This is a genomic window from Streptomyces sp. NPDC002566 (assembly GCF_042889585.1).
Classification (GTDB): Bacteria; Actinomycetota; Actinomycetes; order Streptomycetales; family Streptomycetaceae; genus Streptomyces.
Genome location: NZ_JBIARD010000004.1, coordinates 635,820 through 659,591, shown reverse-complemented (window position 1 = coordinate 659,591; position 23,772 = coordinate 635,820). Strand labels below are relative to the sequence as shown.

At 73.1% G+C, this 23,772-nt stretch carries 17 protein-coding genes; 12 read left to right on the top strand and 5 right to left on the bottom strand.

Features of this window, described 5'->3' with window-relative positions; all coding sequences use genetic code 11:
* Positions 1 to 22: 22 nt before the first annotated feature.
* Entirely contained in the window at positions 23 to 1,147 is a 1,125-nt protein-coding gene (locus ACFYXA_RS20085; RefSeq protein WP_130441153.1) for a GuaB3 family IMP dehydrogenase-related protein, read from the top strand.
* 115 nt (positions 1,148 to 1,262) lie between these two features.
* Here the strand turns inward: ACFYXA_RS20085 and ACFYXA_RS20080 are convergent, their stop codons facing one another.
* The gene (locus tag ACFYXA_RS20080; RefSeq protein WP_351095381.1) at positions 1,263 to 2,471 is read right to left on the bottom strand and encodes a nucleotide sugar dehydrogenase; all 1,209 of its coding nucleotides are present in this window, start codon (positions 2,469 to 2,471) and stop codon (positions 1,263 to 1,265) included.
* Between the two features lie 301 nt (positions 2,472 to 2,772).
* On the opposite strand from ACFYXA_RS20080, the gene ACFYXA_RS20075 reads away from it, so the two are divergent.
* The 9 genes from ACFYXA_RS20075 to ACFYXA_RS20035 all read left to right on the top strand — a co-directional run bounded on the left by ACFYXA_RS20075 (position 2,773) and on the right by ACFYXA_RS20035 (position 18,446).
* Positions 2,773 to 4,479, top strand: coding sequence for a glycerol-3-phosphate dehydrogenase/oxidase (locus ACFYXA_RS20075; protein ID WP_389034533.1), 1,707 nt, complete (start codon positions 2,773 to 2,775; stop codon positions 4,477 to 4,479).
* Positions 4,480 to 4,790: 311 nt separating this feature from the next.
* A complete protein-coding gene (locus tag ACFYXA_RS20070) occupies positions 4,791 to 7,040 on the top strand; it encodes a serine/threonine-protein kinase (protein WP_389035093.1) in 2,250 nt (749 codons plus the stop codon).
* Positions 7,041 to 7,215: 175 nt separating this feature from the next.
* A complete protein-coding gene (locus ACFYXA_RS20065) occupies positions 7,216 to 9,870 on the top strand; it encodes a protein kinase (RefSeq protein WP_389034530.1) in 2,655 nt (884 codons plus the stop codon).
* A gap of 165 nt (positions 9,871 to 10,035) precedes the next feature.
* Entirely contained in the window at positions 10,036 to 11,877 is a 1,842-nt protein-coding gene (locus ACFYXA_RS20060; RefSeq protein WP_389034527.1) for a serine/threonine-protein kinase, read from the top strand.
* A gap of 104 nt (positions 11,878 to 11,981) precedes the next feature.
* Positions 11,982 to 13,739, top strand: a complete 1,758-nt coding sequence (locus ACFYXA_RS20055) for a serine/threonine-protein kinase (RefSeq protein WP_389034524.1) — start codon at positions 11,982 to 11,984, stop codon at positions 13,737 to 13,739.
* Positions 13,740 to 13,824: 85 nt separating this feature from the next.
* Positions 13,825 to 14,718, top strand: a complete 894-nt coding sequence (locus tag ACFYXA_RS20050; RefSeq protein ID WP_389034521.1) for a serine/threonine-protein kinase — start codon at positions 13,825 to 13,827, stop codon at positions 14,716 to 14,718.
* The gene (locus ACFYXA_RS20045) at positions 14,715 to 14,843 is read left to right on the top strand and encodes a hypothetical protein (protein ID WP_352248657.1); all 129 of its coding nucleotides are present in this window, start codon (positions 14,715 to 14,717) and stop codon (positions 14,841 to 14,843) included. Before ACFYXA_RS20050 ends, ACFYXA_RS20045 begins: the two co-directional genes overlap by 4 nt.
* 118 nt (positions 14,844 to 14,961) lie before the next feature.
* A complete protein-coding gene (locus tag ACFYXA_RS20040; RefSeq protein WP_352248655.1) occupies positions 14,962 to 16,593 on the top strand; it encodes a succinic semialdehyde dehydrogenase in 1,632 nt (543 codons plus the stop codon).
* A 74-nt stretch (positions 16,594 to 16,667) separates the two neighbouring features.
* Positions 16,668 to 18,446: a GMC oxidoreductase gene (locus ACFYXA_RS20035; RefSeq protein ID WP_389034516.1), complete on the top strand. Its 1,779-nt coding sequence runs from the start codon at positions 16,668 to 16,670 to the stop codon at positions 18,444 to 18,446.
* Positions 18,447 to 18,633: 187 nt separating this feature from the next.
* Here the strand turns inward: ACFYXA_RS20035 and ACFYXA_RS20030 are convergent, their stop codons facing one another.
* Positions 18,634 to 19,407 carry an LPXTG cell wall anchor domain-containing protein gene (locus tag ACFYXA_RS20030; protein ID WP_389034513.1) on the bottom strand — a complete coding sequence of 258 codons (774 nt, stop codon included), beginning with the start codon at positions 19,405 to 19,407 and terminating at the stop codon, positions 18,634 to 18,636.
* On the opposite strand from ACFYXA_RS20030, the gene ACFYXA_RS20025 reads away from it, so the two are divergent.
* On the top strand, positions 19,385 to 19,702 hold the full coding sequence (locus ACFYXA_RS20025) for a hypothetical protein (RefSeq protein WP_389034510.1): 318 nt from the start codon (positions 19,385 to 19,387) through the stop codon (positions 19,700 to 19,702). The two genes, ACFYXA_RS20030 and ACFYXA_RS20025, sit on opposite strands and share 23 nt — an antisense overlap.
* A gap of 569 nt (positions 19,703 to 20,271) precedes the next feature.
* Here the strand turns inward: ACFYXA_RS20025 and ACFYXA_RS20020 are convergent.
* Positions 20,272 to 20,553: a chorismate mutase gene (locus ACFYXA_RS20020; RefSeq protein WP_130441173.1), complete on the bottom strand. Its 282-nt coding sequence runs from the start codon at positions 20,551 to 20,553 to the stop codon at positions 20,272 to 20,274.
* A 398-nt stretch (positions 20,554 to 20,951) separates the two neighbouring features.
* On the opposite strand from ACFYXA_RS20020, the gene guaA reads away from it, so the two are divergent.
* Positions 20,952 to 22,532 (top strand): glutamine-hydrolyzing GMP synthase, encoded by a 1,581-nt coding sequence (guaA, locus tag ACFYXA_RS20015; protein WP_389034506.1) that lies wholly within the window; start codon positions 20,952 to 20,954, stop codon positions 22,530 to 22,532.
* A gap of 13 nt (positions 22,533 to 22,545) precedes the next feature.
* Here the strand turns inward: guaA and ACFYXA_RS20010 are convergent, their stop codons facing one another.
* The gene (locus ACFYXA_RS20010) at positions 22,546 to 23,052 is read right to left on the bottom strand and encodes a pyridoxamine 5'-phosphate oxidase family protein (protein ID WP_389034504.1); all 507 of its coding nucleotides are present in this window, start codon (positions 23,050 to 23,052) and stop codon (positions 22,546 to 22,548) included.
* 52 nt (positions 23,053 to 23,104) lie between these two features.
* Positions 23,105 to 23,743, bottom strand: a complete 639-nt coding sequence (locus tag ACFYXA_RS20005; protein ID WP_389034502.1) for a hypothetical protein — start codon at positions 23,741 to 23,743, stop codon at positions 23,105 to 23,107.
* Positions 23,744 to 23,772 lie beyond the last annotated feature (29 nt).

Sequence of the window (23,772 nt, the reverse complement as noted above, 5' to 3'; positions counted from 1 at the left end):
GCATCAGGGAAAGGCCACAGACGTGACTGAGATCGAGATCGGGCGCGGCAAGCGCGGCCGCCGGGCGTACGCCTTCGACGACATCGCCGTCGTCCCCAGCCGCCGTACGCGGGACCCGAAGGAGGTCTCGATCGCCTGGCAGATCGACGCCTACCGCTTCGAGCTGCCGTTCCTGGCCGCCCCCATGGACTCGGTCGTCTCCCCGGCCACCGCGATCCGCATCGGTGAGCTCGGCGGGCTCGGCGTGCTCAACCTCGAAGGCCTGTGGACGCGGCACGAGGACCCGCAGCCGCTGCTGGACGAGATCGTCGGGCTGCCCGTCGAGGCGGCCACCCGGCGTCTGCAGGAGATCTACGCGGCCCCCATCAAGGAGGAGCTGATCGGGCAGCGCATCAAGGAGGTGCGCGACTCGGGCGTGGTCACCGCCGCGGCGCTCTCCCCGCAGCGCACCGCCCAGTTCTCCAAGGCCGTCGTGGACGCGGGCGTGGACATCTTCGTCATCCGCGGTACGACGGTCTCGGCGGAGCACGTCTCCGGCTCGCACGAGCCGCTGAACCTGAAGCAGTTCATCTACGAGCTCGACGTCCCGGTGATCGTCGGCGGCTGCGCCACCTACACCGCGGCCCTGCACCTGATGCGCACCGGGGCGGCCGGCGTGCTGGTCGGCTTCGGCGGCGGCGCGGCGCACACCACGCGCAACGTGCTCGGCATCCAGGTCCCGATGGCCACGGCGGTGGCCGATGTCGCCGCGGCGCGCCGCGACTACATGGACGAGTCCGGCGGCCGGTACGTGCACGTGATCGCCGACGGCGGCGTCGGCTGGTCCGGCGACCTGCCCAAGGCGATCGCCTGCGGCGCGGACTCGGTGATGATGGGCTCCCCGCTGGCCCGCGCGACCGACGCGCCGGGCCGGGGCCACCACTGGGGCATGGAGGCCGTCAACGAGGAGCTGCCGCGCGGCAAGAAGGTCGACCTCGGCACGGTCGGCACCCTCGAGGAGGTCCTCACCGGCCCGTCGCACACCCCGGACGGCTCGATGAACTTCTTCGGCGCCCTCCGCCGCGCCATGGCCACCACCGGCTACAGCGAACTGAAGGAGTTCCAGCGCGTGGAGGTCACGGTCGCGGACTCGGTCCACCGCCGCTGACCCGGAATCCCCGAAGGGGCCGGCAGCTCACCCGGGTGAGCTGCCGGCCCCTTTCGCATGCCCGCTCGCGGGGACGGAGTGCGGGGCGAACCGGGGGCGCGCCGGGCGCCCCCCTTCACAACCGGTGCGCCGCCCCCGTCGGGGTGGCTCCTCTGGTGTCCAGGAGCAGCTGCGCCTTCACCGAGAGGCCCTGGAGGTCGTACACGCGGTGCTGCTGGAGCAGGATCGTGAGGTCGGCGTCGGCGGCCGCTTCGTAGAGGGACTCGGCGCGGGGGACCGGGCGGTCGAGGACGCTCCAGGACGGGACGTGCGGGTCGTGGTAGCTGACCGCGGCGCCGAGCTCCGTCAGGCGGATCGCGATCTCGCGCGCGGGGGTGTTCTGCCGGTCGGCGAGGTCGGGCTTGTAGGTGACGCCGAGGAGCAGGACGCGCGCGCCGCGGGCGGACTTGCCGTGCTCGTTGAGGAGGGCGGCGGCGCGCTGGACGACGTAGCGGGGCATGCGGCTGTTGACCTGCTCGGCCAGCTCCACCATCCGCAGGGGGCTGCCGAGGTGTCCGGTGCGGTTCAGCGGCACGGAGTGGCCGCCGACGCCGGGGCCGGGGCGGAAGGCGTGGAAGCCGAAGGGCTTGGTCTCGGCGCAGCGGACGACGTCCCAGAGGTCGACGCCGAGGTCGTGGCAGAGGACGGCCATCTCGTTGACGAGGGCCATGTTGACGTGCCGGAAGTTGGTCTCCAGCAGATGCACGGTCTCCGCCTCGCGCAGCCCACGCGCGCGTACCACCTTGTCGGTGAGGCGGCCGTAGAACGCGGCGGCCGACTCGGTGCAGGCCGGGGTGAGGCCGCCGATGACCTTGGGGGTGTTGACGGGGGTGAAGTCCCGGCGGCCGGGGTCGACGCGGCTCGGGGAGTACGCGAGGTGGAAGTCGCGGCCCGCGCGCAGACCGGACGTCTCCTCCAGCAGCGGCCGCAGGAACTCCTCCGTCGTCCCCGGGTAGACGGGTGACTCCAGGATCACGGTGGTGTGCGGGCGCAGATGCCCGGCGAGGGTGCGGGCGGCCGCCTCGACCTGGCTCAGGTCGAGCCCGCCGTCCGCGTCGCGCGGGGTGGGGGCGCAGATGACGGCGGTGCGCACCCGGCCGAGCAGCGCGGGGTCGGTCGCGGGCCGGAAGCCCCCCGAGAGCATCCGGCGCAGTTCGGCGGGGCTGAGGGAGCCCGCCTCGGGACCGGTGCGGTAGCCGAGCGTGGGGATGCCGGCGGCCACGGCGGCCTGGGCCAGGGGCAGGCCGAGCGGTCCGAGTCCGATCACGGCGAGATCTGCGGGCATGGCGTGAGCCGTCCTTCCCAATAACCGAAGCGGGACAGGTGCGCAAGCCCTGTGGACAGGACGAGCGAACTCAATGTCACACTAGGAGTAAATATGACCGATATGCGGGATTGGTCGGCTGTGTTCGGTGGTGTTTCCCGAGTTTTCGGGCACTCGGCGACGGTCACGTGAGGGTTGTCCACAGACTGGGGGTGCGTGGTGGCCGAAGTCGGACGATCCAGCCAGAATCTGGGCATGGGGACAAGCGACGCGGCCTCGCCCTGACGGCGCGGCCCACGCGAGGCGACAGCGGGAGGCAGCGGTGAGGACAGCGACACTGGGACCGGCGCAGCGAGCGCGGTCACTGGCGGCCATGGCCGAGGGCGAGCTGGACGTGCTGGTCGTGGGAGGCGGAGTGGTCGGCGCGGGCACCGCGCTCGACGCCGTCACCCGCGGACTGTCGACCGGCCTGGTCGAGGCGCGGGACTGGGCGTCGGGCACCTCCAGCCGGTCCAGCAAGCTGATCCACGGCGGCCTGCGCTACCTGGAGATGCTCGACTTCGCCCTCGTCCGCGAGGCGCTCAAGGAGCGGGGCCTGCTGCTGGAGCGGCTCGCGCCCCACCTGGTCAAGCCCGTGCCGTTCCTCTACCCGCTCCAGCACAAGGGCTGGGAGCGGCTCTACGCCGGTTCGGGCGTGGCCCTCTACGACGCCATGTCCATGGCCCGCGGCCACGGCCGGGGCCTGCCCATGCACCGGCACCTGAGCCGCCGTCACGCCCTGCGCGTCGCCCCCGCCCTGAAGAAGGACGCCCTGGTCGGCGCGCTCCAGTACTACGACGCCCAGATGGACGACGCCCGCTTCGTGGCCACCCTGGTGCGCACCGCGGCGGCGTACGGCGCGCAGACGGCCAACCGGGCTCGGGTGACCGGCTTCCTGCGCGAGGGCGAACGGGTCGTCGGCGCGCGCGTGCAGGACGTCGAGGGCGGCGGCGAGTACGAGGTGCGCGCCCGGCAGGTCGTCAACGCCACCGGCGTGTGGACCGACGACACCCAGGCGATGGTGGGCGAGCGCGGACAGTTCCACGTCCGCGCCTCCAAGGGCATCCACCTCGTCGTCCCCCGGGACCGCATCCACTCCACCACCGGGCTGATCCTGCGCACCGAGAAGTCGGTGCTGTTCGTCATCCCCTGGGGCCGGCACTGGATCGTCGGCACCACCGACACCGGCTGGGACCTCGACAAGGCCCACCCGGCCGCCTCCAGCGCCGACATCGACTACCTGCTGGAACACGTCAACGCCGTCCTCTCGGTCCCCCTCACCCGCGACGACGTCGAGGGCGTCTACGCCGGTCTGCGCCCCCTCCTCGCGGGCGAGTCCGACGCCACCAGCAAGCTGTCGCGCGAGCACACCGTCGCCCACCCCGTGCCCGGCCTGGTCGTGGTGGCCGGCGGCAAGTACACGACGTACCGGGTGATGGCCAAGGACGCCGTCGACGCCGCCGTGCACGGGCTGGACCTGCGGGTCGCCGACTGCGTCACCGAGGAGGTGCCCCTGCTCGGCGCGGAGGGCTACCAGGCGCTGTGGAACGCGCGGGCGCGCACGGCCGCCCGGACCGGGCTGCACGTGGTGCGGGTCGAACACCTCCTCAACCGGTACGGCTCGATGGCCGGGGAACTCCTCGACCTCATCGCGGACGACCCGTCGCTGGGCGAACCGCTCCAGTTCGCGGACGACTACCTGCGCGCCGAGATCGTCTACGCCGCCTCCCACGAGGGCGCGCGGCACCTCGACGACGTGCTGACCCGGCGCACCCGCATCTCCATAGAGACCTTCGACCGGGGCACGCGCAGCGCGCGGGAGGCGGCCGAACTGATGGCGCCCGTCCTCGGCTGGGACAAGGACCAGATCGATCGCGAGGTCCAGCACTACGAGAAGCGGGTGGAGGCCGAGCGGGAGTCCCAGCGCCAGCCCGACGACCTGACGGCGGACGCGGCACGGCTCGGGGCGCCGGACATCGTCCCGCTCTGACCGCCGCTTGTCGCGCAGTTCCCCGCGCCCCTGAGGTACGTGCGGTGCACCTGCCTCAAGGGGCGCGGGGAACTGCGCGATCGGCCACAACCGGCCGGCACCCGGCGACAACGCGCGCCCCCTGCGGAGTGCTGCCGCCGTCCGGAACTCGGCTGCGGGCGGGGCCGGTTCGGGGAGGCGCGGATCCGCACCGCGCCTTCTGGCCGGAACACGCCGGCGCTCATGAGCCGTCAGGGGCCCCCTGGGCGTCGGGCACTTGTCGGGTAGGGGACAATGGAGGCTCTGTCAGGGCGGGTTGCATGAGGGGACGCATGTCGGAGGCGGAGCGGGCGGGGACATCCCGTCAGGACAAGAGTGCACGTCTCCTCGCCGGGCGCTACCGGCTGGGAGACGTACTCGGCCGCGGCGGCATGGGGACGGTGTGGCGCGCGGAGGACGAGACCCTCGGGCGCACGGTCGCCGTCAAGGAGCTGCGGTTCCCGTCGAACATCGACGAGGAGGAGAAGCGCCGGCTCATCACGCGGACGCTGCGCGAGGCCAAGGCCATCGCGCGTATCCGCAACAACAGCGCGGTGACCGTCTTCGACGTCGTCGACGAGGACGACCGGCCGTGGATCGTGATGGAGCTCGTCGAGGGCAAGTCGCTCGCCGAGGTCATCCGTGAGGACGGCGTGCTGCGGCCGAAGCGCGCCGCGGAGGTCGGGCTCGCGATCCTCGACGTGCTGCGCTCGGCGCACCGCGAGGGCATCCTGCACCGCGACGTGAAGCCGTCGAACGTGCTGATCGCGGAGGACGGCCGGGTCGTCCTCACCGACTTCGGCATCGCGCAGGTCGAGGGCGACCCGTCCATCACCTCCACCGGCATGCTCGTCGGCGCGCCCTCCTACATCTCCCCCGAGCGCGCCCGCGGCCACAAGCCCGGACCGGCCGCCGACCTGTGGTCGCTCGGCGGTCTGCTGTACGCGTCGGTCGAGGGCAGCCCCCCGTACGACAAGGGCTCCGCGATCGCGACGCTCACCGCGGTGATGACCGAGCAGCTGGAGGAGCCGAAGAACGCGGGCCCGCTGAAGGACGTCATCTACGGTCTGCTCACCAAGGACCCCGAGCGCCGGCTCGACGACGCCGGGGCGCGGGCGATGCTCAACGCGGTGATCCACGGGCCCGACCCGGACGACGCCGAACCGGCCGACGCGACCAAGCTCGTGCCGCTGCCGATCCAGCCGGACGGCCCGGACGGCAGGGGCGGTTCGGGCGGCTCCGGGGGCGCGGAGGCGGCCGAGAAGCTGCGCGGGGCGTTCCGCTCCGTGCGCAAGGCCGCCGTCGCGGCCGGGGCGGCCACCTCGGCGGCCGCGGCGCGCGCCAAGTCGGCCAACGGGTCGGGCGGTTCGGCGGGCTCGTCGGGCGCGACCGGTTCAGCCGGTTCGTCCGGTGCGGCCGGCTCGGGAGCCGGACGGGCCGGTGACTCCGTCAAGGGCGGTGAAGGGGCCGGTTCCGGTTCCCGTTTCGACTCCGGTTCCGGTTCGGGTTCCGGTTCTCGTTCGGGGTCGGGCTCGGGGTCCCGAGCCGGGGCCGCCAAGTCCGCGCCCCCCGCCGCGGCCGCCTCGTCGCCGGCTGCCGCGCCCAGGTCCGAGGCCGGTGCGCGGACCGGCGCGGCCACGGCCACGGCGGCGTCCGGATCCGCGTCCGCCCCGGTGTCCGGATCCTCCGGGACGGCCGCCGGCGGTACGGGCAACGGTGGCACGGGCGGCCGCAGTTCCGGGTGGCCCGTGATGACTCCGCCGGACCTTCCGCCGCGGCCCGTGCCCCGGGCGCCGATCACCGACGTGGTGCCCAAGCGGACGCTGGTCATCATCGCCGTGGTGGTCGTCCTCGCGGTGCTCGGCACCGTGCTGGCCGTCGTCCTCAGCGGGGACGGCAAGAAGACGAACGGCGCGAAGCCCGGCGGCTCCCCGGCCGGCGTGAGCACCGGCTCGGCGCCGGGCAAGAGCCCGAGCCCCGACACCAAGGGCGACGAGGCGGACGGCACCCGCACCGACGGCGCGACCGGCCAGTCCGCGTCCACCGGCACGGGGTCCGCGGCCGCCCCGAGCGGCACCGCCGGGACCGGCGCCTCCGCCGGCGGCGCGGGCCGGGCGGTGACGACCCACAAGGGCTCCCAGGGTTACTCCATAGGCCTGCCCGCCGGGTGGAAGTACCAGGAGGCGAGCGACGCCGGCGACCGGTTCACCGGGCCCGACGGACAGAAGCTGCTCGTCGCCTGGACGTCCACGCCCAAGGACGACCCGGTCGCGGACTGGAAGAACCAGGAGCGCTCCATGAGGCGCTCGCAGTACCAGAAGATCCGCATAGAGAAGGTGGCCTACCGCGGCTGGAACGCGGCCGACTGGGAGTGGACCTACACGGCGGACGGCACCGGCTACCGCACGATCGACCGCGGGTTCGTCGTCAGCCCGAGCCAGGGATACGCGCTGATGTACACGGCGAAGTCGGCCACCTGGGACGGCGAGCTGCGCCGGAGCACCTGGACGACGCTGACGGAGACCTTCCAGCCGAAGAAGTAGGACGCGGGTCCGCCGTGTGCGGTGCGTGAGATCTGGGCATCCCTCCTTGCGAGTTGCCTCCGGCACGTATCGTGAGTGGCCGCGGACCGTACGCATCCGGCTGTTCGGCCGGATCCGGCCGGAACGGACCGCGGGACGAACGGAATTGATCGACCGGGCGGCCGGGGGAGGCATCGTGGACGACTATGCGGGACGGGTGCTCGCCGACCGCTACCGCCTGCCGCTGCCGCCCTCCGACGAGTACGAACTCGCCGAGACCCGCGCCTTCGACACCTACAGCGGACAGGAAGTCCTGGTCAGGCAGGTGCCGTTGCCCGAGGTCGTCGAGGCGGAGGTGCTCGACGCGGAAGGGCTGCCCGACGGGTTCACGGCGCGTACGCCCGGCGCGCGGCGGCCCGCGGGACGCGCGGGGGCCGGCACGCGCCGGCCCGCCGATCCGGTCGTACGGCGCGCGGTGGACGCGGCGCAGGCCGCGGCCGGCATCCCCGACCATCCCCGGCTCGACCAGGTCTTCGACGTGTTCGCCGAGGGCGGCTCGCTGTGGGTGGTGAGCGAGCTGGTGGCGGCGCGACCGCTCGCGGCGCTGCTCGCCGAGAGGCCGCTGACGCCGTACCGGGCCGCCGAGGTCGCCTCCGACGTGCTGATGGCGCTGCGAGTGCTGCACGCGCACGGCTGGGTGCACCGCAACATCACCGCACGCACCGTCCTCGTCTGCGACGACGGCCGGGTCATGCTGACCGGCCTGGCGGTCGGCGCGGCGGAGGAGGCGCTGTGCGGGTACGACCCGGTGCCGCAGGAGGAGACCGAGGACATCGGCACGGACTTTGACGCTCTGTCGGGTGCGGGGCCGGGCCAGGGGCCGGGTGCCGGACCGGTCGGCCTCGGAGGACCGCCCGGCTTCGGAGGTCCGCGCGGCTTCGGAGGTCCGCCTGGTTTCGGCGGTCCGGCCGGCCCGGCGGGCGGCACGGCAGGGCACGCGCGGCCGCTTCCGGGCGGGCATCGGGCGGGGCAGCTCGCGGGCGGAGCCGACGGGGGCGACCCCGAGGCCGCGCGCCGGGCGGCGATCGAGGCGCGGGCGGCCGGAGGGCTGCCGCCGGCCGGCCCGGAGCGCGCCGACGCCGACGGGGCGTCCGGCGGACCGGCCCCCGGAGCACTGGAGACCGGCGGGGACATCCGTGCCGCGCGCGCCGGGGCGATCGCCGCCTACCGGGCGGGCGCGCGGGCGGCGGCCCGGGTCCAGGAGGCCCAGCAGAGCGGGCGGGCGGCGCTGCCGGGAGCGCGCACGTCGTCCGAGGGCGACGCCCGGGCCACCGGTGCGCCGTACGCCCTGGGAACCGGCCGGGAGCAGCCGCCCGGGAGCCCGGGCGGCGGTGCGCGGCCGGGGCAGATCGCCGACCCCTACGGGACGCGCGGGGCGCACGCTCCGGGCGCGGCTGCGATCGGGCCGGTGCCCGTACCGCCGCAGGGCGTCGCGGCCGGCGGCGAGACCCTGGCCGGCGCGCGATGGGACGAGCCGGCGGCCGGGGCCGGGGTGCGCCGGGGGCCCGCCACCGCGCTGGCCGCCGAACGGGCACGGCAGGCGCGGATGGCCGTCGTCGGCCCCGTCACCGAACGCTGGGCGCCGGAACAGGCCGGGCCCGTGCACGAGAACTGGCAGCTGGCAGCGCCCATCGGACCCGCGACCGACCTGTGGGCGCTCGGCGCGCTCCTGTTCAGGTCCGTCCAGGGACACGCCCCGTACCCGGAGGACTCGACGGCGGAACTGGTGCAGCTGGTCTGCGCCGAACCGCCCGCCTTCGCCGAGGAGTGCGGCCCGCTCCGCCCGGTCGTGGAGTCGCTGCTGCGTCAGGACCCCACCGAGCGGCCCGAGGTCGAGGAACTGAGCGGCTGGCTGCGGTCGCTGGTGCGCTCGGCCCCCGAGCCCGAGGCGGGCACGTACGTCGTCGCCGCGCCGCCCACCGATCCGCGCCGGCTGCCGATCGTCCGCCGCCGGGGCGAGCTGGTGCGCAGGCGGCGCGCCGGTCTGCCCGCGACCAGCGGACGGCACAAGCGGGCCCGCGAGGAGACCGGCCGCTCGCCCCGCAGCCTGGGCCGCACACTGCTGGTGCTGATACTGCTGGCGATGGCCGCGGCGATCGCGTACGCCGTGCTGTTCATGCCGAAGGCCGGCGAGGAGGACTCGGGCGGCACGCCCGGAGCCGACCGCACCGGGGCCGCCGGCCAGGCCGAACAGGCGCCCGACGCGAGCAGCGCGCCCCGGCCCGACCAGAACTCGCCGTCGGCCGACGAGAGCGCCTCCGCCCCGGCCTCCGGTGGCTCGGGCGAATCCGGAGGGACGGCGACGCAGTCCGGCTCGGCCGGGTCCGCGGCGGGCGCCGCGCCGGGTTTCACCGTGCGCAAGGACGCGGAGGGGTTCCAGGTCGCCGTCGCCAACGGCTGGGACCGCGCGCCCAGGAACGGGCGCGGTCAAGTGGTGTACTCCCATGGCAGTTTCGAGCTGATCCTCGTCCCCGGCCGGGACACCGCCGCCCGGTTCGGCGGCGACCCGATGGTCTACCAGCGGGAGAAGGAGAGCGAACTCCAGCCGTACCGCGACTCCAGCTGGGCCACCGCGTCGGGACTGCGGACCATCCAGGTGGGCGGACGGACCATGGCCGAGGGCCAGTTCACATGGACGGGCGCCGGCGGGCGCGAGCTGTTCGTTCGCAACCTCGCACTGCTCCTCGACGGGCGCTACCACGTCGTCCAGGTGCGCGGCCCGGCGGCCGAGCGCGACGAGGTGACACGGCTGTTCGAGCAGGCGTCGGCGACGTACCGGTACACCGGCTGAGCCGGACGGGACTTCGCGACAGGCCCGAAGCCCGATCGGTTCCCGTTCCGGCCAGGAAGCGACAACCGTCACAGTGCGGTTTCCTTGCCACCCCGCTTGTTCCCCGAAAGGGTGACGGTCTTTACGCTGACCCTGTCAAGAACATTGCGGGGCAACGTGAATCAGATGCAGGGCTCGCTCATCGCGGGCCGCTACCGGCTCGCCGACGCGATCGGCAGCGGCGGCATGGGCCGTGTGTGGCGTGCGCACGACGAGCTGCTGCACAGGGCCGTCGCCATCAAGGAACTGACCGCCGCGCTGTACGTCTCCGAGAGCGACCAGGCCGTCCTGCTGGCACGCACCCGGGCGGAGGCCCGCGCCGCCGCGCGGATCAACCACTCGGCCGTCGTCACCGTGCACGACGTGCTCGAACACGACGGCCGTCCCTGGATCGTGATGGAGCTGGTCGAGGGCCGCTCGCTGGCCGACGCGGTCAAGGAGGACGGGCGCGTCGAGCCCACCGAGGCCGCGCGGATCGGCCTGTGGGTGCTGCGCGCGCTGCGTGCCGCGCACACCGCCGGCGTCCTGCACCGTGACGTCAAGCCCGGCAACGTGCTTCTCGCCCACGACCGGCGGGTCCTGCTCACCGACTTCGGCATCGCCCAGATCGAGGGCGACACGACCATCACCCGCACGGGAGAGGTCGTCGGATCCGTCGACTACCTCGCCCCCGAGCGGGTCCGCGGCCAGGACCCCGGCCCGTCCTCCGACCTGTGGGCGCTCGCCGCGACCCTCTACACGGCGGTCGAGGGCCGTTCGCCGTTCCGCCGCACCTCGCCGCTGACCACCCTCCAGGCGGTCGTCGAGGAGGAGGCCGAGGAGCCGCGCCACGCCGGCCCGCTCGAACCCGTGATCACCGCCCTGCTGCGCAAGGACCCGGCCGACCGGCCCACCATGGCCGAGGCCGAACAACTGCTCGCCGAAGCGGCGGAGGGCCGCCGTCCGAGCGGCGCCCAGGCGTTCGTACCGACGCGGTTCACCGGCGACGGCACGGGCGGCTACCGGACGGGCGGCACGGGCGCGGATGCGGGCACGGGCGGTCATCAGTGGCCCGGGACGGCAGGCTCGTACGGCACTGCGGCGTCGGAAGCGGTGACCGCGGCTCCGGGCTCCGCCGAGGCGGCAGGCCGGCACCGGCACGACACGCAGCCCCACGCCCAGCCCGGTCACCAGCCGTACGGGACGGTCCCGACCGCTGTCGGCCGGCCCCCTGCCGGCCAGACTCCCGTCGGCCCGGCGGCCCCGGCCGGTCCGGGCCCGGTGCCGCCGGTGGCGGTCCACTCCTCGCAGGCCCCCGCCGAGCCGACGCGCTCCTCGCGCCGCCGGAAACTGCGCAACCTCACGCTCGTGGTCGTCGTCGCCGCGCTGGTCGGCGGCGGTACGGCGCTGACGTTGCAGAAGTGGGACGAGGGCCGGCGCTCGACCGCCGGCACCGCCACGCCCGGCACCTCGCCGACGCCCACCGACAAGCGCGCCGAGCAGGGCGCGGTGCCCGACTCCTGGGAGAAGGTCACCGACCCCCTCGGCTTCGGGCTCTCCCTGCCCCCGGGCTGGAAGCGCCAGGTGTTCCAGGACGCAGGCGACCTCAAGCAGATCGACTACACGCCCGACGGGGGCGAGCACTTCGTCCGCATCGCCATCGACGCCTCCCCGGACTTCGCCGACCCCCTCGCTCACCAGCTCGACCTGGAACAGCAGTTGCAGCGGCTGGTCGACTACAAGCGGGTCACGCTGGAGCGGAACCTCTACCGCGACCGCGACGGCGCCGAGTGGGAGTACTCCTGGACCGCGCAGGCCAAGGACACGCCGTTCCCCGGCCCGCGGCGCGCGATCGAGGAGACGTACATCGCCCGCGACGGCACCGAATACGTGATCTACATGTCTTCGCCGGCCGAGGACTGGGACACCGCCGCCCAGCAGTTCAAGTCCGTGCTGCGGAGCTGGCGCGAACCGTCGGGCGCTTCCTGAGCCGGAGCGTGCGCCGCCCTCCGCTCCGCGCCCTCCGGCCGTGTGTGTGACTTGGCCGGTCGCCGCCCCGGAGGCGTGCCGTCCGGTGCGGCATGATGGGGCGCATGGGGACCGAGGGGGACGACGGCCGGGTGATCGCCGGCCGCTACCGGCTGGAGACGAGGCTCGGGCGCGGTGGCATGGGCGTCGTCTGGCGGGCCACCGACCGGCTGCTGGGGCGGCGCGTCGCCGTCAAGGAACTGGTCCAGGACGACGCGCTCTCCGCGGCGGAGGCCCGTGGCCGGCGCGACCGGACGCTGCGTGAGGCCCGCGCGGTCGCCCAGCTGAGCCACCCGCACATCATCGTGGTGCACGACGTCGTCGAGGAGGACGAACGTCCCTACATCGTGATGGAGTTGGTCGACGGCGGCTCGCTCGCCGACCGGATCGCCGAAGGCGGCCCCGTGGAGCCGCGCGAGGCGGCCCGGATCGGCGCCGACCTGCTCGGCGCCCTGAGCGCCGCGCACGCCGCCGGAGTGCTGCACCGGGACATCAAGCCCGCCAACGTCCTGATCGAGGCCGGCACCGGCCGCGCCGTCCTCACCGACTTCGGGATCGCCCAGGTCGCGGGGGCCACCACGCTCACCGAGACCGGGTCGTTCGTCGGCTCGCCCGAGTACACCGCGCCCGAGCGGATGTCCGGCGAGCGGACCGGCCCGGCGTCCGACCTGTGGTCCCTGGGCGCGCTGCTGTGCACCGCGCTCAGCGGTGAATCGCCGTTCCGCCGCGACTCGTTGGGCGGCATCCTGCACGCCGTCGTCTTCGCCGAGATCCGTACGCCCCCACAGGCCGCGCCGCTGCTGCCCGTCGTGCGGGGGCTGCTGGAGCGCGACCCCGACCGGCGGATGGGCGCGGCGGAGGCGGAGCGCCTGCTGCGCGCCTTCCTGGACACCGGGCGCACGCCGGAGACGGCCCGGGACACCGGACGTACGCTGTCGGGGTGGCGCAACACCGGGCGCACGGCGTCGGCGCGGTCGGCGGTCGGGTACACGCCCACGCAGGCCGACGTGCCGCTGGGGCAGCCCCCGCTCTCCGAGGAGGCGGGCTCCGGCCGGGAGCGCTCCCCGAGGGGCGTGCTGGTGGCGGCGCTGCTGGTCGCCGCGATGGCGGGGGCCGGGGTGTCCGCGGCGGCGCTGCTGGTGGACCAGGGCGGCAACGACGGCGGCCCGGCGGCGAGTTCCGCGCCGGGAGTGCCCACGAGCGCCTCGCCGACGGGGGCGTCACAGGCGGGATCGCCGCCCGCAGCGTCGTCGCCTTCGGGAACATCCTCAACGGGATCGTCGTCCACGGGGTCGTCGTCCACGGGATCGTCCAAGGGGGCGGAGGCCACCGGTGCGGGCCCTTCGCGGACGAGCGGGACGTCCGGCAGGGAGCGGCCCTCCGCGCCCTCCGGGTACCGCGTCGCCGACGACCCGGCGGGGTTCGCGCTCGCCGTGCCGGACGGGTTCACCCGCGTCCCGCAGGGCGAGCGCGTCTTCTACATGTCGCAGGGCGACAGGTTCCGCCTGGGCATCAAGATCTCCGCACCCCAACAGGGCGGCCCGCTCGGCGTGATGCGGCGCTCGGCCGCCAAGGGGGGCCGGGACTACCCCGGTTACCGCGACGGCCGTGTCACCGAGACCACACGCGACGGACGTCCCGCCGCGCTATGGGAGTTCAGCTGGGACGGCTTCAGCGCGGCGGAGGGACGCCGGCACACCTACGACCTGTGCTGGGAGGAGGACGGCCGGATGTACGACGTGTGGGTGTCGGCGCCGGTCGGCGAAGTCCGGCAGGCGCGGGAGTACTTCGACGTGGCGGTCGACACGCTGGTCCCCGCCTGACGCGCAGGAGTCCGTCCCGCCGCCCTGCGACGCCCGCCACACGTCGTGCCGGTCTACGCCGGGCCCTCCGTGGTAGTCATGGGACATGACTGACGACGGGGAGCCCGAAGACGACAAGGGCCGGATAGTCGGCGGGCGTTACCGGTTGCTGGAACGCATCGGTTCCGGCGTCACGGGCACCGTCTGGCGGGCGCACGACGAGGTCGGCGAACGCGAAGTCGCCGTCAAGCGGCCCCACTCGCCCGACGATCCCGATGACGAGGAGCAGCGCAGAGCCGCTCACCGTCTGTACCGGGAGGCGCGCGCCGCCGCCCGCGTCGACCACCCCTCCGCGGTCGCCATCCACGACGTGGTGATGGAGGAGGACCAGGGCCGACAGGACGCGTTGCCCTGGATCGTCATGGAGTCGGTCCGCGGCGAGTCCCTGGACGAGGTCCTGCGGCGCGGCCCGCTGCCGCCGTCCGAGGCCGCCCGCATCGGCCACGCCGTCCTGGGGGCCCTGCGCGCCGCGCACGCCGTGGGCATCGTCCACCGGGACGTGAAACCCACGAACGTCCTGCTCGCCCCGCCCGACCGGGTCGTCCTCACGGACTTCGGCATCGCCGACACCCAGGGCGAGGACGCGCCCGTGCAGGGTGAGGGCCAACTCCTCCTGGATCACGGCGAGTTCGTGGCGCCTGAGCGTACCTGCGGGCTGGGGGCCGCCGGGCCCGCCGCCGATCTGTGGTCGCTCGGCGTCCTGCTGTACGCCGCCGTGGAAGGGCGTGCCCCCGGTCACGCCGGCTCCGCGGACGGGCGACCCGAACCGAAGGAGGCCGGCCCGCTGCGCCCGCTCCTCGTACGGCTGCTGGAGCGGGACCCCGAGCGCAGGCCGTCCGCGACGGAGGTCGCCGCGGTGCTGGAGGCGGTGGCGGAGGGGCGGACGCCGCCCGCGGTCCAGGAGCCTGAGGAATCGTTCCGTGAAGCCGAGCGGGTGTGAGCCCCCTCAGCCGCACGCCCCGAACGGTCTTGGGCGTCCTCGCCGACACCACCCGCGGTCCGGCCGGCCGCGCGGCCCGCGTCCTCGAACTGTTCGTCCGCACCGACGACGTCGGTGAGCACTGACGCACCCCGCCTGATCAGCGGCTTCGCTGCCAGTGACCACTGGCGTCGTGTGCGCACCCGGTGAACGACTATTACCGACGGGTACCAAAAGGCCTTCGCGCGTCATACTCTGCGCCTCATGACGGACTCGCAGGCCACGGACAGCACCGGCACCAAGACCCCGGCCGGTACCAATCCCCTCGCCCCCGCCCCCACCGGCGTCCGCACCGCCGCGGACGTGGTCACCCCCCAGCTCGTCGCCCACCTCACCAAGGGCGTCGTGGGCTCCGGGCGCACGGCCAACCACACGCCCTTCACCGGCGAGAAGCTCGCCGACCTGCCCGAGTCCACCCCTCAGGACGTGGAGAAGGCGTACGAGGCGGCCCGCGCCGCCCAGCGGGTCTGGGAGCGGGTCCCGGTGCGCGAGCGTGCCGCGGTCCTGCTCCGCTTCCACGACCTGATCCTGGAGCGCCAGGGCGAGGTCCTCGACCTGATCCAGCTGGAGACCGGCAAGGCGCGGCTGCACGCCCACGAGGAGGTGCAGGCGGTCGCCGTCGCCGCCCGGCACTACGGCCGCAAGGCCCCCGCCTACCTCAGGCCCAAGGGTCACGCCGGCGCCATCCCGACCCTGACGAAGGTCACCGAGCTGCGCCACGCGCGCGGGGTCGTCGGGCAGATCGCCCCCTGGAACTACCCGCTGGAGCTGTCCGTCGGCGACGCGCTCCCGGCGTTCGCCGCGGGCAACGCCGTCGTCATGAAGCCGGACACCGAGACCTGCCTGACCGCTCTGTGGGCCCGGGACCTGCTCGTCGAGGCGGGCCTGCCCGAGGGCGTCTTCCAGGTCGTCCTCGGCGAGGGCCCGGTCGTGGGCCCCGAGGTCGTCCGGCACGCCGACTACGTCTCCTTCACCGGCTCCACCCGCACCGGCCGCGAAGTCGCGCAAGGCGCTGCCGCCCGCCTGATCGGCGTCTCGCTGGAACTCGGCGGCAAGAACGCCATGCTGGTCCTCGAGGACGCCGACATCGAGAAGGCGGCCGCGGGCGCGGTCCGCGCGTGCTTCTCCTCCGCCGGCCAACTCTGCATATCCATCGAGCGGTTGTACGTCCACGAGTCGATCGCCGACGCCTTCCTTGAGCGCTTCGCCGCCCGCACCCGGGCCATGCGGCTCGGCAGCTCCCTCGCCTACGGCGCCGACATGGGCTCGCTCGCCGGGGAGCGCCAGTTGAAGGCGGTCGAGCAGCACGTGGAGGACGCCCTCGCCAAGGGCGCGAAGGCGATCGCGGGCGGTGTGGCGCGCCCCGACATCGGCCCGTACTTCTTCGAGCCGACCATCCTCGACGGCGTCGAGGACTCCATGAGCGTGTGCACGGAGGAGACGTTCGGGCCGGTCGTCTCCGTCTACCGCTTCAAGAGCGACGACGAGGCGGTCGAGCGCGCCAACTCCACCCCGTACGGGCTCAACGCCTCCGTGTGGACGACGAGCGCGCGCCGCGGCCGCGATGTCGCCGCCAGGCTGCGCACCGGCACGGTCAACGTCAACGAGGGCTACGCGCCCGCCTACGGCAGCGTCCAGTCCCCGATGGGCGGCATGAAGGACTCCGGCCTCGGCCGCCGCCACGGCTCCGAGGGCATCCTCAAGTACACCGAGGCGCAGACGGTGGCCCACCAGCGCCTGCTGCCGATGGCGCCCTCGCTCGGCATGGACGACGAGAAGTACGCGCAGTTCATGAGCCGCAGCCTGAAGCTGATGAAGACCCTCCGGTTCAAGTAGTCCCCGGGGGCCGCAGGGGCGCCCGGGCCCGCGAGCCGTTCGGCAGGAACACCCGTTCTCGACGAGGAGAGCACGTGCCACAGGACACCTACGACTACGACGTGGTCGTCGTCGGATCGGGCTTCGGCGGCTCGGTGACGGCCCTCCGCCTCACCGAGAAGGGCTACCGCGTGGGCGTCCTGGAGGCGGGCCGCCGCTTCACCCGCGCCACGCTGCCGAAGAACTCCTGGGACCTCAGGAACTACCTGTGGGCGCCCCGGCTCGGCCTGTACGGCATCCAGCGCATCCATCTGCTGGGCAACGTCATGGTCCTGGCCGGCGCGGGTGTGGGCGGCGGCTCCCTCAACTACGCCAACACCCTCTACGTCCCGCCGAAGCCGTTCTTCGAGGACCCGCAGTGGCGTGACATCACCGACTGGCAGGACGAGCTCCGGCCGTACTACGACCAGGCCCGCCGGATGCTCGGCGTCCGCCTCAACCCGACGACCACCCCTTCCGACGTGCACCTGAAGGCGGCCGCCGAGCGGATGGGCGTCGGGGACACCTTCCACATGGCGCCGGTGGGCGTGTTCTTCGGCGACGGTCAGGACGCCGACGGGTCGGCGCGGGCGAAGCCGGGGGAGGAGGTGCCGGACCCCTACTTCGGCGGGGCGGGTCCGGCCCGCAAGGCCTGCACGGAGTGCGGCGAGTGCATGACCGGCTGCCGGCACGGCGCGAAGAACACCCTCAACGAGAACTACCTCTACCTCGCGGAGAAGGCGGGTGCGGTCGTGCACCCGCTGACGACGGTCGTCTCGGTCACGGACGACTCGCGCGGCGGTTACGCGATCGCCACCCTGCCCACCGACGACCGCCGCAAGGGCGGGGGGCGGACGTTCACGGCCCGCAGGGTCGTCCTCGCCGCCGGCACCTACGGCACCCAGACCCTCCTGCACCGCATGAAGGAGAGCGGCCGGCTCCCCTACCTCTCCGACCGGCTCGGCGAGCTGACCCGCACCAACTCCGAGGCCCTGGTGGGCGCCCAGACCGACGACCGCCGCTACCGCAGGGCCACGGGCCACGAGAAGGTCGACTTCACCCGCGGCGTCGCCATCACCTCCTCCATCCACCCGGACGACGACACCCACATCGAGCCGGTCCGCTACGGCAAGGGCTCCAACTCGATGGGCGGCCTGTCCATCCTCCAAGTGCCCTACGCCGAGGGCTCGTCGAGGGTGGCCGGCTGGCTGGCGCACGCCGCCCGTCACCCCCTGCTCGTCCTGCGCTCCCTGTCCAACCGGCGCTGGTCGGAGCGGACCATCATCGGCCTGGTGATGCAGTCCCTGGACAACTCGCTCACGACGTACCTGAAGCAGTCCGGCCCCGGCAAGGGATTGCTGACCGCACGGCAGGGGCACGGCAGTCCCAACCCCAAGCAGATCAGGGCGGCTTCGGAGGCGGCCTCCGCGATCGCCGCCGACATCAACGGCTTCGCCGGCTCCAACGTGGGCGAACTGATGGGCACCCCGCTCACCGCGCACTTCCTCGGCGGCTGCCCCATCGGGGACTCGCGTGAGAGCGGCGTCATCGACCCCTACCACCGTCTCTACGGCCACCCCGGGATCTCCGTCGTCGACGGCGCCGCGGTCTCGGCGAACCTGGGCGTCAACCCGTCACTGACGATCACCGCCCAGGCGGAGCGCGCGATGTCCTACTGGCCCAACAAGGGCGAGGAGGACCCGCGCCCGGCGCAGGGCGCGGCGTACGAGCGTCTGAAGCCCGTCGAGCCGAGGACGCCGGCGGTCCCGGCGGACGCCTTCGGTGCGCTGCGGCTGCCGTTCCTGGGGATGCCGGCGGTGCCGCCTAAGAAGTAGCCGGGGTGCGTGGGGCGTGCGGGGCGCCCGGCGTGGGGTGCGCGGTGAGCTCGGGCGGGGTGCGTGGTGCTCCTGGAGCGGGGGTGCGCGGTGCTCTTGGCGCGGGCGCATGTGAAAGAGGGACCTGCGCCCCCCTCCGAGTGCAGGTCCCTCTTCGTCCGTGGCCGGCCTCAGCGCCGGCTCGGGGTCACGCCGTCTTGCGGCGGCGCACCGCGAACACCACGCCCACGCCCGCGAGGACGGTGACGCCGCCGGCCAGGGCGATCACCGGCAGAGCGGAGCCGGAGCCGGTCTGGGCGAGGCTGCCGCTGATCGGCTTGGCGCCGCCCTGGACCTTGGTGCCGTCGGTGCCGGTGGGCTTGTCCCCGTTGGGCTTCGCGTCGTCGACGTCGCCCGGCTTGCCGCCGGCGGCGAGGATCTCGACGTCGTAGAAGTCACCGTTGCCGTAGCACGCGGAGTCCTTGCCGGCGTAGACGGCCCCGCTCAGCGCGAACGCCGTGCCGGCCGGCGCCGACGCCTTGACCTGGATGCGCAGGTCGAGGGAGGCGGAGCTGTCCTTCTCCAGCACGTCCAGCAGGCCGGTGAAGGTGCCCGTGAGGTTGACCTGCTTGCCGTTCTCGTCCTCGTAGGAGTCCTGGTACGCGTCGGTCCACTTGCCGTCCTCCTTGACCTGGATGACGGCGAGGTTCTCGACCAGGGACGCGTCCGTGTCGTCGCCGTACTCGAGCATGACCTCCATGTACAGGTCCTTGAGGTCCTTGGCGGAGTCGTTGCTCACCGTGTACTCGAAGTCGTGCCAGCCGGAACCGGCGACGATCTTGTTCGGCAGCCCGGTGACCTCGGCCGAGAGGTCCTCGTCGAGCTCCATGTCCTCGCAGTCGATCTCCGGGTCGAAGGCGCCCTCGTCGCCGGCCGGGGTGCTCGCGGACGGTGACGGCTTGGTGCTCGACGAGTTCGACACCGAAGCGGACGGCGAGCTCGCGGTGCTCCCGCTCTGCGACGCCGAGACGGAGCCGGAAGGGCTGGGGGACGTGGACGAGGAGGCGTCGGCGCTCGACCCCTCGGAGGGGGAGGCGGAGGCGGAGCTGCTCTCGGACGAGGAGACGCTCGGGGACGGCGCGCTGTCGTCGGCGAAGGCGACGGGCCCGGACAGAAGAGCGAGCGGTGCGATGGCAGCGGTCGCCGCCATGGTGACCATGGCGCGGCGGAGCTTCATGAAGACCTCGTGTAGAGCAGGAGTGACCCGTGTGCAGTAGGTGTGACCCGTTGAAGCTGTGAACAGTTGTGCTGTTCTCACACGATCTTTATGTGGCCCGCGTCACATGACAGGTCTTCCGGGCACGGCGAAGGGCCCCGCGGGACGGATCCGCGGGGCCCTTCTTCCGTCAGCACCGGCGTCAGGGCAGCGCCGGTGCCTGGGAGCGGCGCCGGGGGGTTGCGCCGCTGGTATGGGTGTCGCCCCTGGTGCGGGGTGACGATCTGGGGGAGTTTCGGCTGTTCGGGGCCTTCTGTGCATCGTGCTGGATGAGGGCGGCACCCGCAACCGTTCGACCCGCTCCTTGTGCGTTTTCACGGTTTCCGCCGGTCGGCCCCGGGCGTCCCCGGGGCCGACCGTTCTCTTGGGTGACCGGGCTGCTGTCCCCTGCCGTCCGGTCACATCCCTGGAGCGAGGTCCCACGACGCACGACAGCGATCCGTGCGTCTCATCGCTCCAGCGAGCCACGCGTGGTTTCTTCCGGGCCCGCACCTGGCTGGAACGGACACCGGGACCAACGAACCCGCCCCCGGCCGGTCACGCGCCGTACGGGTGAGAGCGGTCCCGAACTCAGATGCGACCGCGGCACAGTTCGAGGAGCGTCATCGCGAGCGACGTGCCCGGCTTGCCGAGGGCCTCGCTGTAGTGGCCGAGGACCTCCATCTCGCGGGAGAGGTTCACGCGCCGGCCGCCGGAGGCGAGCCGGGCGTCCTGGATCACCGCGGAAACGGCCATCCGCTCCTGGATCAGACCGATGATCCGGTCGTCGAGCGCGTCGATGCGCTCACGGGCGCCGCTGATCACGTCGGCGGCCTCGGGGGTACGGGCGCCGGTCACGTCGAGGACGGTCATGGAGGGCTCCTTGGGGTGGAAGGCGGCCCGGCCCGGCAAGCCCCGGAGAACGCCAGACGCCCCGGGCCTTGTCGGCCCGGGGCGCCTGGGGAAGTCGCTCGTCAGTTGCTTCGAGCAGCACGACCATGGCAGCCGGCGGGCCGGGTGCCATAGGTAAAGACGAAGGTCGTGTGCGCGAGCATGCGGCCAGTATGCACGGCGCGGGGGCGGCGGCCAAAGGCGCTCGAATCCTGAGACGCCCGCCCGGACGACCAGCCCGTCCGGCGGCTGAGGACGAGGCCCGTCCAGCGCCGAAGCGGGGGTCCGGGGGCGGCAGCCCCCAGCGGCGGGACTGTCCCCACGCCACCTCGGTAGAATCGGCTAGCACAGAGACCAGCCCAAACCGCCGGAAGGCTCCCGTGTCATCAGCGACTCCCGCTGCCGCCGCCCCCGACACCGTCCTGGTCGTCGACTTCGGCGCGCAGTACGCCCAGCTCATCGCCCGTCGAGTCCGCGAGGCGCGGGTCTACAGCGAGATCGTGCCGAGCACCATGCCGGTGTCGGAGATGCTCGCCAAGAACCCGGCGGCGATCATCCTCTCCGGCGGCCCCTCGTCCGTGTACGAGGAGGGCGCCCCCCGCCTCGACGGCGCGCTCTTCGAGGCCGGCGTCCCCGTCTTCGGCATGTGCTACGGCTTCCAGCTGATGGCGCAGTCCCTCGGCGGCACCGTCGACAACACCGGCGCCCGCGAGTACGGCCGCACGGACCTGCACGTCTCCAAGTCGTCGTCCACCCTCTTCGAGGGCACCCCGGCCGAGCAGGCCGTGTGGATGTCGCACGGCGACGCCTGCTCCGCCGCCCCCGAGGGCTTCTCCGTCACGGCGTCCACCGACGTCGTCCCCGTAGCCGCCTTCGAGAACGACGAGAAGAAGCTCTACGGCGTCCAGTACCACCCCGAGGTCATGCATTCCACGCACGGCCAGCAGGTCCTGGAGCACTTCCTCTACCGGGGCGCGGGCCTCAAGCCGGACTGGACCACCGGCAACGTCATCGAGGAGCAGGTCGCCGCGATCCGCGAGCTGGTCGGCGACCGGCGCGCGATCTGCGGTCTGTCCGGCGGCGTCGACTCCGCCGTGGCCGCAGCCCTCGTCCAGAAGGCCATCGGCTCCCAGCTGACCTGCGTCTACGTCGACCACGGTCTGATGCGCAAGGGCGAGACCGAGCAGGTCGAGAAGGACTTCGTGGCCGCGACCGGCGTGCAGCTGAAGGTCGTGGACGCGGAGGCCCGCTTCCTCGACGCCCTCGCCGGGGTCTCCGACCCCGAGGAGAAGCGGAAGATCATCGGCCGCGAGTTCATCCGCGTCTTCGAGCAGGCGCAGGCCGAGATCATCGCGGACGAGGGCCCGGCCGTGGAGTTCCTGGTCCAGGGCACCCTGTACCCGGACGTCGTCGAGTCCGGCGGCGGCTCCGGCACCGCGAACATCAAGTCGCACCACAACGTGGGCGGTCTGCCCGAGGACCTCGAGTTCAAGCTGATCGAGCCGCTGCGCAAGCTGTTCAAGGACGAGGTCCGCATGGTCGGCCAGGAGCTCGGCCTGCCGGAGGAGATCGTCCAGCGCCAGCCGTTCCCGGGCCCCGGCCTCGGCATCCGGATCGTCGGCGAGGTCACCAAGGACCGCCTGGACCTGCTGCGCGACGCCGACGCCATCGCCCGCGAGGAGCTGACCGCCGCCGGCCTCGACCGTGAGATCTGGCAGTGCCCGGTGGTCCTCCTCGCGGACGTCCGCAGCGTCGGCGTCCAGGGCGACGGCCGCACCTACGGCCACCCGATCGTGCTGCGCCCGGTCTCCTCCGAGGACGCGATGACCGCCGACTGGTCCCGCATCCCGTACGACGTGCTGGCGAAGATCTCCACCCGGATCACCAACGAGGTGCGGGACGTCAACCGAGTCGTCGTCGACGTCACCTCGAAGCCGCCGGGCACCATCGAGTGGGAGTGACCCCTCCGCCGGTTCAGGTCCGTTTGAGAGTGCGCACCGGCTCTCCGGGCTTCCAGACCTGGACGACGAGATACGTGTCGTCCTCGACGTAGGTCCGCACGACCTCCGTCACTTCGGTGCGGAAGAGGTGGAACGGCTCCGGCGGTTCCACCTCTTCCACGTATCCGGCCTTCGCCGGCTCCTCGTCGCCGACCTCGAAGGCCCGCCCGCTGATCCGGACGTCTCCGCCGCCCATGCCGGTGCCTTCCCCGGGGTTGGCCTGGAGCGAGAACCGCGGATCACGGCGCAGATCGAGCGCCTTGAGCGAGCCGGTCATCATGCCGAGCCACAACTGTCCGCCGACGAAGCGGACTTCGAGCCCGCTGGTGCGAGGCGAACCGTCCTTGCGCAACGTCGCCAGCACATGATGGACGAAGCCCCCGAACCGCTCCTCCACCACCGCCGCCAACTCGGGCGCCTCGGCGGCGAACCCCGCCCAGCTCACCGCCTCGCCCTCAGGCGTCCCACCATTCGATGTCATACGAGGAGTCTGCCGCCGCCACCCGGCATCTCCCACCCGTTATACGGATCGTTCAGACCGCGTACCGCTCCGGGCGTACGAGCCGTTCCTGCCCTTCCGCGTCCCGCACGGTCGTGCAGCCCGCCGCCGTGAGTCGCTCGGCGAGCTTCGCGCGCCGGGCCGTGTTGAAGCGCAGCACTCCCAGCGCGCCGAGCGGGAGCAGCACGGCGATCGTGAGGCAGACGGCGTACTTGCCGGTCAGAGCCGCCATCAACGCGAAGAAGACGGCGGAGCCCCAGGCGATCGCCTTCAGCTGCGCCTGGTTGGCGGCATGGCCCAGACCCTCGTAGCGGATGAGGTCGGTGAGCAGGTCGACGTCCGCCTGGGCTTCCGGCAGCGGCGTGAGCGTTCCCGGGCGCATGCCCGGTACCGGCCGGCCGGGGCCCAGGTCGGGGAAGGCCGCCGAGTTGACCGCGGCCCGCTGCCGCGCCGCGGGGCTGGGATCGCGGACCAGATGGACGTGCACCATCCGCTGCCGGCCGACCAGTTCGACGCGCTCGTACCGAAAGCCGTAGCACTCCGCCACGTAGACCTGGGCGGCGAAGGTTTTCAACTCCGCGAAAGGGTGCATGAGCACGAAGGCGTTGCGCGTGGCGATCTGGCGCATGAGATACGTGAGGTGCCGGTCGGCGAGGGACAAGACGTGCTCCACGAATGACGGAAATCATCATCTTTACATAA

What these genes read in the sequence shown, in the direction of transcription:
- ACFYXA_RS20080 (WP_351095381.1), bottom strand. Translation starts at nt 2,471, where the DNA reads ATGCCCGCAGATCTCGCCGTGATCGGACTCGGACCGCTCGGCCTGCCC.
- ACFYXA_RS20050 (WP_389034521.1), top strand. Translation starts at nt 13,825, where the DNA reads ATGACTGACGACGGGGAGCCCGAAGACGACAAGGGCCGGATAGTCGGC.
- ACFYXA_RS20020 (WP_130441173.1), bottom strand. Translation starts at nt 20,553, where the DNA reads ATGACCGTCCTCGACGTGACCGGCGCCCGTACCCCCGAGGCCGCCGAC.
- ACFYXA_RS20010 (WP_389034504.1), bottom strand. Translation starts at nt 23,052, where the DNA reads ATGACATCGAATGGTGGGACGCCTGAGGGCGAGGCGGTGAGCTGGGCG.
- ACFYXA_RS20060 (WP_389034527.1), top strand. Translation starts at nt 10,036, where the DNA reads ATGCAGGGCTCGCTCATCGCGGGCCGCTACCGGCTCGCCGACGCGATC.
- ACFYXA_RS20070 (WP_389035093.1), top strand. Translation starts at nt 4,791, where the DNA reads ATGTCGGAGGCGGAGCGGGCGGGGACATCCCGTCAGGACAAGAGTGCA.
- ACFYXA_RS20040 (WP_352248655.1), top strand. Translation starts at nt 14,962, where the DNA reads ATGACGGACTCGCAGGCCACGGACAGCACCGGCACCAAGACCCCGGCC.
- ACFYXA_RS20055 (WP_389034524.1), top strand. Translation starts at nt 11,982, where the DNA reads ATGGGGACCGAGGGGGACGACGGCCGGGTGATCGCCGGCCGCTACCGG.